Raw genomic sequence first — 8,151 nt, forward strand, 5'->3', positions numbered from 1 at the left:
CCCGCCACAAGGCGTAACAAACGGTCGAGGCTCTAATCGCAGCTGGATGACAGTTCAGTAGCAGGTCAGGACGACAACATCCCAACTATGGCGCAATGCGACGCCGGGAGCAGGAGCCATCCACACCATCAATCGAGAATGCCTTCTCCAAGCTGAAATTGCTCTTGGCCCCACCGCCGGTGATGCAGTAGTGCCCGCCTCTAGACTTCCGCACCTCGGCGGACAAGGCTTGCGCGCTGATCGGCGCGGCCCATGAAACGAGGGCAAGACCGATAATGAGATCAGCAAAGCGAAGGGGGTCGCGAGTGCCTGGGCGCGCAGAGCGGCTGGCCCATGTTGCTCCGGTCAAGGGTGTGGAGAACTTCAATCGGGCAAGCCCAGTCACCGGGCCGACCTTTGTCGATGCGACAATCGCCATGATGAGGGCGCGGAACTTCCCGACGCCGGCACCGTTCGTTTGTATGGCTCCCGTCACCGGATTTGCATCTGCAGTGGTTATTCTGTTTGTGGTGCTGTTGTTCACGCATGCAGCCCGTGACCTTCAGAGTTCTCCGATTTACCACCAAATACGTCGCAGCCTTCCGCGATCACGCCATAACCGTATGTTGTGAAGTCGGTAATGTTGCTTGCGCGGCGGACCTAATCGTTCGCTCGGCCGGCACCATCCTAAGCCCACCCACCCAACTGGTGCCGGCCACCTTTCGGCCGCTACCGCCCCGAAATCCGCCTAGGCAGCGGGTGCCCAACTATCGGGAAGAACCTTTTCACGACGCCAGCGCACATACGCGAGATGAAGCTCAAATGTCGCGTGGAAAGTGCTCCTAAGCGCCTTGGCCGCTTGGCGGTGTCGGATGTTGCTGGTTTAGCAGCATCGACAGGGCTGTAATGATCTGGGGCAGCGCGAAGGGCTTCGTGATCATGATGCTATCAGGAACGCCCTCAGCGCCCCATTGGATGGCGCTGTCTCCGCTGATGTAGATGACAGGCATAGTCGCATTAGCTTGTCGCACATGCCGTGCGACTTCCCAACCGGATTTGTCGTCACCTAGCCGGATATCCGAGATCAGCGCCTTGAAAGACCCAGGATCTGCATCGAAGGTTGAAAGAGCTTTCGTGGCCCTGTCGACCCCGACCACATGGAAGCCCGCTTCTTCAAGTCCAGTTTCGAGGTCGAGCAAAATTAACGGCTCGTCTTCAACGACCAGAACCGCTCCGTTGGTCATGCGCTGCACCCCTTGCTGGCACCGCAAACGGCCTGCCGGCTATTTAGTTCCACCAACAGGCGTAAGCGCGAGCGCCGGACGATACCCAGCCGTAGGGGAGGACGGAGGCGGCCCGGCAGCCGGGGGTTCGTGGCGGGGGTCGACCGCCGGGCCATGCCGGAGGCTCCTCCCGGCGGAGAGCACCATGGCGTTATATTAGCGATAGCGCAAATACCTTCTTGGTGGGTCTCTCTGCTATCCACCAAAAGGCGGCAGCACCGGCCCGGTGGTATTCCACTGGATGAACTCGACTTCCTTACCCGTCGCCTCCCGCACCGCCTTCAACAGCGCCTCATGCAGAATCCGGGTTGAGCCGTAGTGATCGCAATGGGGCGAGATGAACGGCTTGATGATGCTCTTGTGCAGAGCCTCTGCGGCCGTCAGGAAGCGCTCGATTTCAGCCTGCGAGAGCTGCTTTGATGCGGGCCGACCAAGTTTGCCCTTGGCCAGCAGCGCGAAGGGACGTCGGAGTGCGCTGCGTTCGCCCGAACTTGCATTCGATCGGCCTGTTCCAGGGCGCATCGCGAAAAAGCACGCCACCTCTCGGCAGCGGGCAGGGTCACTTGGGAAGACCGCAGGGGAAGCGTGCGGCCAGTTCCCGAACCCTGGCCTACCCAATATGTTCCAGCCACCTACCAGCATAGCTCAGGAGCGGTGTAGGGTTGGTTTCAGCGTTCAACCGCCTCGCAGCACCCGCAGATGCCCGTCCAGTAGGCGGTGACCAGCGACACCAACGCCGCCGCCGTCATGCCGGTGACACCCAGCGCACCGAGTCCCGTCTGCTTCCAGCGGCTGACGCCCTTCGCCGCAACTCGTCAATCTCCCGTTTCATGTCCACGGAACTGGCGACCATCATCGACTTTCTCCGACCCGGCGACGAGCTGGTGGTGACGCGCCTAGACCGGCTCGGCCGCGACACCAAGGACGTGCTGAACCTGATCTACGAATGCGAGCAAAAAGGCGCTTTTGTCACTGTGCTCGAACCGCACGTTTCCACCCGGGGCGAGATGGGCCACATCGTGCTGACCGTGTTGGGAATGGTTGCTCAAATGGAGCGACGTTTCATCAAGGAGCGACAACGGGACGGCATTGAGCAAGCCAAACGTGACGGCGTCTACAAAGATGGAAAGCAACGCCTTGATCGTAACCACGTTATGGCGTTGCACGCTGATGGCGTCGGTCCTTCTGGAATTGCCAAGCTGGTCGGCTGCTCCAGAATGCAAGTCTACCGCATCATTGAATCGTGTGCGTGATGGTGCTCAGAAGGCGAGCCCACTGGCCTTTCTCAGCAAAGCCATTATGAGTTCAGCTATTGTTGCAGCAATCGGAGATACTGCATGTCGGAAGAGACAAGGACCAACCACGTCGAACTGATCGAACTCACCGCCGACATCGTGTCGGCTTATGTCAGCAACAACCCGGTGCCGGTTGCGTCTCTTCCCGACCTGATTGCCAGCGTGAATTCGTCGCTGGTGAGGGTTGGACAGCCCGGCGAGCCGGAGAAGCCGACCCAGGAGCCCGCAGTCAATCCGAAGCGGTCGGTATTCCCCGACTACATCATCTGCCTCGAGGACGGGAAAAAGTTCAAATCGCTGAAGCGCCATCTCAACGTGCACTACGGCTTGAGCCCCGATGCGTACCGCGAGAAGTGGGATCTGAAGGCGAACTATCCCATGGTGGCGCCGAGCTATGCAGCGACACGCTCGGCGCTGGCGAAGTCCAGCGGGCTCGGCCGGAAGGTGGCGGCAACGCCAGTGAAGAAGGCGCCAGCTAAGCGGAAGGCATAGCCTTCCTTTATTCGTCCCGCCAAACGACCTTCTCCATCGGATCGAGACGGAAGGAGCGCCCGCTACGAGGAGGAATCAGTTGAACGCGGGGATTGTGGTGACGGTCTCCTCCTGAAGCTTCGCCTTAATCTCCTCGGCCGTGAGGTCGGGGCCTCCCGAAATCAGATCGTGCTTCTTGAGCCACCAGATCGGTAGCTCCTGTCCTACCGCTTATTGCATGTCAACGCCGGCCACGACCAGGGTCCCGGCTACAACGACATCAACGCTCGGCAGACGTGATCATGCGAAATAGACATTAGCAAGATCGTATATTTATTCTCACCGAAGACCTTTATAGGATTGGTGAACAACACGTTGACATGATCCTATGCATTCTACTTGTCTAGCCAGACGATCCGCTTCTCCCGTCGGATCTCCACCAACTGAACGTTGGCCGGCTGGTATCAGCACCTTGAGGATATCGCGCCGAGGGAGCGGCTCGGCGACTAAGAGGCACGCCGGGCAGAACCGCCGAGCCTAGCTGGCGGCGACGCCAGCCCTAAACCAACCTAACGTTGTGGCTGCCGGAGTGAGGTCGTTCGAACAGACGAGCAGAACAGCCGTACCTGCCCGTTCCTCATAGCCCGCCGCCCCCATTTGCAGCGGGTGGCGTCCCCCGGGGAGCTCTCACTCGAACGCTCTGAAAAGATGCTGGCCGATAATATCGCGCTGCGCAACGGCGATGGCGCGCGGGGCGTCGATGGTCGCCGGCAGGGTGTCGAGATTACGCGATCCGTGGTTAGAGACGACTGTAGCATCAGCACCTGAATAGCCTGTTCGGCATCATCAGGATCGAGAATATCTGTCAGGGTAGCGGTAGGATTGTTTAGGAACGCAGCCATGCTATTTCCGCCCAAGTCGGCATGGCCCGCTGCTGCGCAAGGCAACTTTGAGCACGCCGGTGTTCCGGTCGTTGAAGTATGGCGTTGCGAGGCAGTCGGGAATTTTGAAACCTGCCCGGAACTGCCTGCGGCGATCGCCTGGCGTTGGCATGTCGATGGGTCACACTGATCGCCTTTGCGCCCAGTGCCGCCTTGCGCGTTTAAAAGCTCACCATTAAAAGTGCGGTCGCTTTGCCAATAGAGCAGGAACCAGACTGGGACTGGCTCCCTGCCAGGCAATCTTCGATAGCCGCCGTTGCCATGACCGCTGTTGCCGCTTTGCCGCCTTGCGGCACATGGTAGCCTCCCTTCACATCCTTCCAGAACGCGCCGTGCGCGGCGCAGCATCCAATATCGAGACCCCCACCGGGATCCACTTTTCTAAGGGCAGCATAAACGGCGCGCCGAACGCAGGCTGCCGCTTCTAGGTGGAAGCGGGATTAACCTCGCTGGCGTCGATTACAAGCGCCGACGGCGAATCTGCAACTGCTCTCAAAAGGCCCAGTTTCTGAACGGCAACAGCCGCACCGGGCACGACCTCCGACTCGGAGGGGCCTATATTTGCCGCCGCGAGCCTCAATCGAGCTTCTGGATGCGCCCCTTTTCGAGACGAAACGCCCCGTGCGTTCCGCCTTGACGTTCGAAGTCGGCCTGTAGTTCATCCCATGTGCCAAGATACTCGCCACAACCGACGCAATTGATCGGCGTGCTAGGTTGAGCGTCTTTGGGAATTTGCAGTCGGATAATGCGGCAATAGGGGCATTCCAAAAGATGGTCCAGATACTTGCCGGCCGTAGTTTCAATGATCGTTATCGTCGTCCTCGCCCGTCGCAATAGGTGGACAACGTTGCCGATTACGTCAGCGGGTCGCTTGGGGCCTTTAGGTCCGGTGGGCATACCTGGAACGTCCTTAAAGACAGTGCCCGGGCAAGCGGGCCAACTGCAGCGATCATCTCAGCCGTTGGGATATGCGCGTCAATTGCAGCAACGGTAAGGTTGAACACATGGGACCCGATCCCAAGGCCTTTAAGGTCAGGATGGTTGAGGCAGTTAGCCACGTAACTGTCGAACAGTTCTCGGGCGCGGTCCGACACGGGGTCCCCTCCAAGCTCTGGCTAATATAAGAGTTTGGCACGCGGCACGACAATAGGGTTCGCGCGGCAAATCACCATCACGAGGCGAGCGAGAGCCGGTCAGCAAACAAAAAAGGAGCGGCTACTGCAACCAATGGCGGCCTGAAAAGTTGCAGGGCCTATCACCGTCGAGGAGGGTCTGACCTTGAGCGCTTTCCTGCCTGTGCGGATTGCATTTATGAACCTCAAAAACGACGAGCTTCATCTCGTCGGTGGCCGAAGCCAGAGCGGCAATGGATGCGGGATGGAAGAACAAGCACTTGCATTCATACCGAAAGGCACTCCGATTGCTGGAGGAGGCTCAGGCAGGAACTTGCCGGCAATCCGTCGCGTTTGCAGCTTTTGTCAAAGCCGCAAGAGACCAGGACATGGTTGTTTCAGATCAGCCGAGTGAGGGCCTCAAGCGCCTAGACGCGCTGGCAAGCTCGATCTATGAGCAGGCTCGCCAGTTACCGCGCTCGGTTTGAGCAACAAGTTCACCGCGCTCCCAGCCGCGAACTGGAAGCCCGCGCCCCTCGGCAGAAAAGCGCGGGCCGACCAAGTTTGCCCTTGGCCAGCAGCGCGAAGGGACGTCGGAGTGCGCTGCGTTCGCCCGAACTTGCATTCGATCGGCCTGTTCCAGGGCGCATCGCGAAAAAGCCCGCCACCTCTCGGCAGCGGGCAGGGTCACTTGGGAAGACCGCAGGGGAAGCGTGCGGCCAGTTCCCGAACCCTGGCCTACCCAATATGTTCCAGCCACCTGCCANTTGGGAAGACCGCAGGGGAAGCGTGCGGCCAGTTCCCGAACCCTGGCCTACCCAATATGTTCCAGCCACCTGCCAGCATAGCTCAGGAGTGGTGTAGGGCTGGTTTCGGCGTTCAACCACCTCGCAGCACCCGCCAGATGTCCGTCCTTAGGCGGTGACCAGCGACGCCGACGCCGCCGCCGCCGCCGCCATGCCGGTGACACCCAGCGCACCCAGTCCCATCAGCAAAGGGGATTGGCGTGCCTAGGGGGATAAGCTCTACAGAAGCGCCGAGCATTCGACCTCATCGCGCATCAAGGCTAGATCGTCGCGAACGAGCCATTCCGAGTAGGCCCGCAGCCGTCTGAGGCTGGCAGTCTTGGCGTGCTGCTCGGCTCGTTCGGTTTTCAGCGTTGCTAACGCTGAGCACCAGGCATTAGCATCTCTGATGCTCCGCAATCCCAGCCGCCCGAACAGAACCGTAGCGATCCACTAACTTGATCCTTCAAACTTCGCTCGCCACCAGTTTCTCAAAATATCATCAGACTTGAAGAGGTACGTCGTCCGTCATTGTGATGATATGACACCGGCGAATGTGACGTGTCAGCATCCACTAATGCTGTCTGGACTCTCTCCCGCAACGGATGCATCTCCCCTAGGGATGAAGGGATCCGGACGTGGTTTTGAGAGCCCCCCAAGCGCGCTGGCGGGCTCGCTACGGCGCCTTGGCACCCTGTGAATACATAAATCACGCCGGAAGACTCGGATCAATCACGCCGGAAGACTCGGATCGTTCAGCTCATCGGTCCGCATCTGCATTCGAAGAGAAAGGCTCAGCCTCGCCACTTGGTTGCCCTTCTCGTCCCGGACCTGAATGAATAGTTCCTGGCCATCGAGGTCCATCAGGTATTCTCTTGCTAAGTCGATAAGGCCTTCCATGGCCTCACGACGTGCCTCCTCAAGCCCATCGCATTCGATGCCAACCTCATCTTTGATGACGTCATCGCTGTCGCCGGTGTCAAAGAAATATCGCGCCATCCAGCCGCCTCTCACAGCGTTCTCGCGTTCCTTTGGTGCAGGTAGGTCGTGTCAAAATCTCCTGCTAGAACCAGCCCGGGCCAGTCAACAGCGTGGAATCGGGAGCCCTCGGTGACAATCAACCCGTCGCCTCGAAGTTCCTGGAGCGTTCGGTTCACGTGCACGGTTGATAAGCCCAACGCGTCGGCAAGTTCCGCCTGCGTGATCGGAAGCTCCGCCACATGGTCCTTGATGAGCCCCATGGAACGAAGGCGGACAATGAGTTCGCACAGAATGTGCGCCATGCGGGCATACGCGTTGCGCCTTCCAACGTTGGTGACCCACTCTCGATATATGGCTGCGTCGATCACCGACGAGCGCCAAAACAGCGTCGCTATGGAAGGATGTTGGCCGCATATGGCGCGCAAGGCATCGTGCCGCATGAGGCCCACGCTGACGCGCGTGAGCGGCGAGAAGGTGCAATCCAAGACAGAGAGGTGCATTCCATGGAGATCAGGAATGTCTCCCGGAACAAAGAACGACGTGATCTGCCGTTTACCCTCGCCAGTCAGTTTCGTGGATCCAACCAGACCCTTCAGGATCACAAATGAATAAGTTGGTCGCTCTCCCTCGCTCACAATGTCCTGATTGGGCTGATAGTCCCGTTTCTGGAATTGGATGCTCTCTAAAACGGCGATATCCGACTGGGTGAGGTCAGAGATGTTCTGGAGCTTACGGATTAAAACGTTCGGGGAAGGGACATGTGCCAAAATTGGTGACCGGATTGAGTTAGATGCCGAACTCGGACGAGGAGCTAATGTTCCCGGCCTCAGCCGCCTGATGGTTCACAAGCCGATGAAGGTCGTCGGCAAGATCACCTGGTACACCGAGCCGTTTCGGGGATGACGAAGACTGGACTGCACCTGGTTTGGCAGACAACGCAGGCTCATGCCGCGGCGCGTTGGGAAGGTACTCGGGATGGACCTCAAGCAGCGTTATCTTGATCGATGGCTTGCATCGCGGTTGGAGTCGAATTTCAGCTTCAGAGGATCGACGCCGCCGCCATAGACCATCATAGGGCGGAAAGGGCTTCATCAGGTCGCGCGGATCCTGCTCTCGACCAGCCCGCGCATGTAGTCGGCCGGCTCCAGGATCACCGCATGCGGTCGTGAATGGTCGCCATCAGGTCGTTCGGCTCGCATGTGGCGATGGCAAAGGTCGTTTCGCGGAATTGACCTGCCCCTAAGAATTTCCTCCATCTGAGATTAGAGTCCGGCCCTTGATCGAAGGACGGACTGATGAAGAGA

The 8,151-nt window shown here is 59.0% G+C and carries 7 protein-coding genes and 2 pseudogenes; 2 read left to right on the top strand and 7 right to left on the bottom strand.

Translation table 11 applies throughout. From position 1 onward, the window contains the following. Positions 1-85: 85 nt before the first annotated feature. From X742_RS1000000174535 to X742_RS0139200, 3 genes are all read right to left on the bottom strand, one after another. Positions 86-523 (bottom strand): hypothetical protein, encoded by a 438-nt coding sequence (locus X742_RS1000000174535; protein ID WP_156939487.1) that lies wholly within the window; start codon positions 521-523, stop codon positions 86-88. Between the two features lie 298 nt (positions 524-821). After that, entirely contained in the window at positions 822-1,223 is a 402-nt protein-coding gene (locus X742_RS140830) for a response regulator (protein ID WP_023775505.1), read from the bottom strand. 234 nt (positions 1,224-1,457) lie between these two features. Beyond that, a complete protein-coding gene (locus tag X742_RS0139200; RefSeq protein ID WP_031248774.1) occupies positions 1,458-1,712 on the bottom strand; it encodes a hypothetical protein in 255 nt (84 codons plus the stop codon). 212 nt (positions 1,713-1,924) lie between these two features. Between X742_RS0139200 and X742_RS140825 the strand changes: the two genes are divergently transcribed. Both X742_RS140825 and X742_RS140820 read left to right on the top strand, forming a co-directional pair. Then, entirely contained in the window at positions 1,925-2,515 is a 591-nt protein-coding gene (locus X742_RS140825) for a recombinase family protein (RefSeq protein ID WP_348524198.1), read from the top strand. 84 nt (positions 2,516-2,599) lie between these two features. After that, complete coding sequence (locus X742_RS140820; protein WP_023775508.1) at positions 2,600-3,049, top strand: MucR family transcriptional regulator; 450 nt, start codon at positions 2,600-2,602, stop codon at positions 3,047-3,049. A gap of 666 nt (positions 3,050-3,715) precedes the next feature. Here X742_RS140820 and X742_RS1000000176860 read toward each other — a convergent pair. The 4 genes and pseudogenes from X742_RS1000000176860 to X742_RS1000000176310 form a co-directional block, all read right to left on the bottom strand. Continuing rightward, positions 3,716-3,809 (bottom strand): annotated as a pseudogene (locus tag X742_RS1000000176860) (hypothetical protein); the annotation flags it as partial. A gap of 2,789 nt (positions 3,810-6,598) precedes the next feature. Beyond that, positions 6,599-6,865, bottom strand: coding sequence for a hypothetical protein (locus tag X742_RS140810; RefSeq protein WP_023775512.1), 267 nt, complete (start codon positions 6,863-6,865; stop codon positions 6,599-6,601). A gap of 11 nt (positions 6,866-6,876) precedes the next feature. After that, positions 6,877-7,614, bottom strand: coding sequence for a Crp/Fnr family transcriptional regulator (locus tag X742_RS140805; protein ID WP_023775513.1), 738 nt, complete (start codon positions 7,612-7,614; stop codon positions 6,877-6,879). A gap of 310 nt (positions 7,615-7,924) precedes the next feature. Beyond that, positions 7,925-8,063 (bottom strand): annotated as a pseudogene (locus X742_RS1000000176310) (SOS response-associated peptidase family protein); the annotation flags it as partial. Positions 8,064-8,151: the final 88 nt, after the last annotated feature.

This window comes from Mesorhizobium sp. LNHC229A00 (genome assembly GCF_000502415.1).
Classification (GTDB): Bacteria; Pseudomonadota; Alphaproteobacteria; order Rhizobiales; family Rhizobiaceae; genus Mesorhizobium.

Coding starts and splice junctions, on each gene's coding strand:
- X742_RS140830 (WP_023775505.1), bottom strand. CDS start 1,223: ATGACCAACGGAGCGGTTCTGGTCGTTGAAGACGAGCCGTTAATTTTG.
- X742_RS140820 (WP_023775508.1), top strand. CDS start 2,600: ATGTCGGAAGAGACAAGGACCAACCACGTCGAACTGATCGAACTCACC.
- X742_RS140810 (WP_023775512.1), bottom strand. CDS start 6,865: ATGGCGCGATATTTCTTTGACACCGGCGACAGCGATGACGTCATCAAA.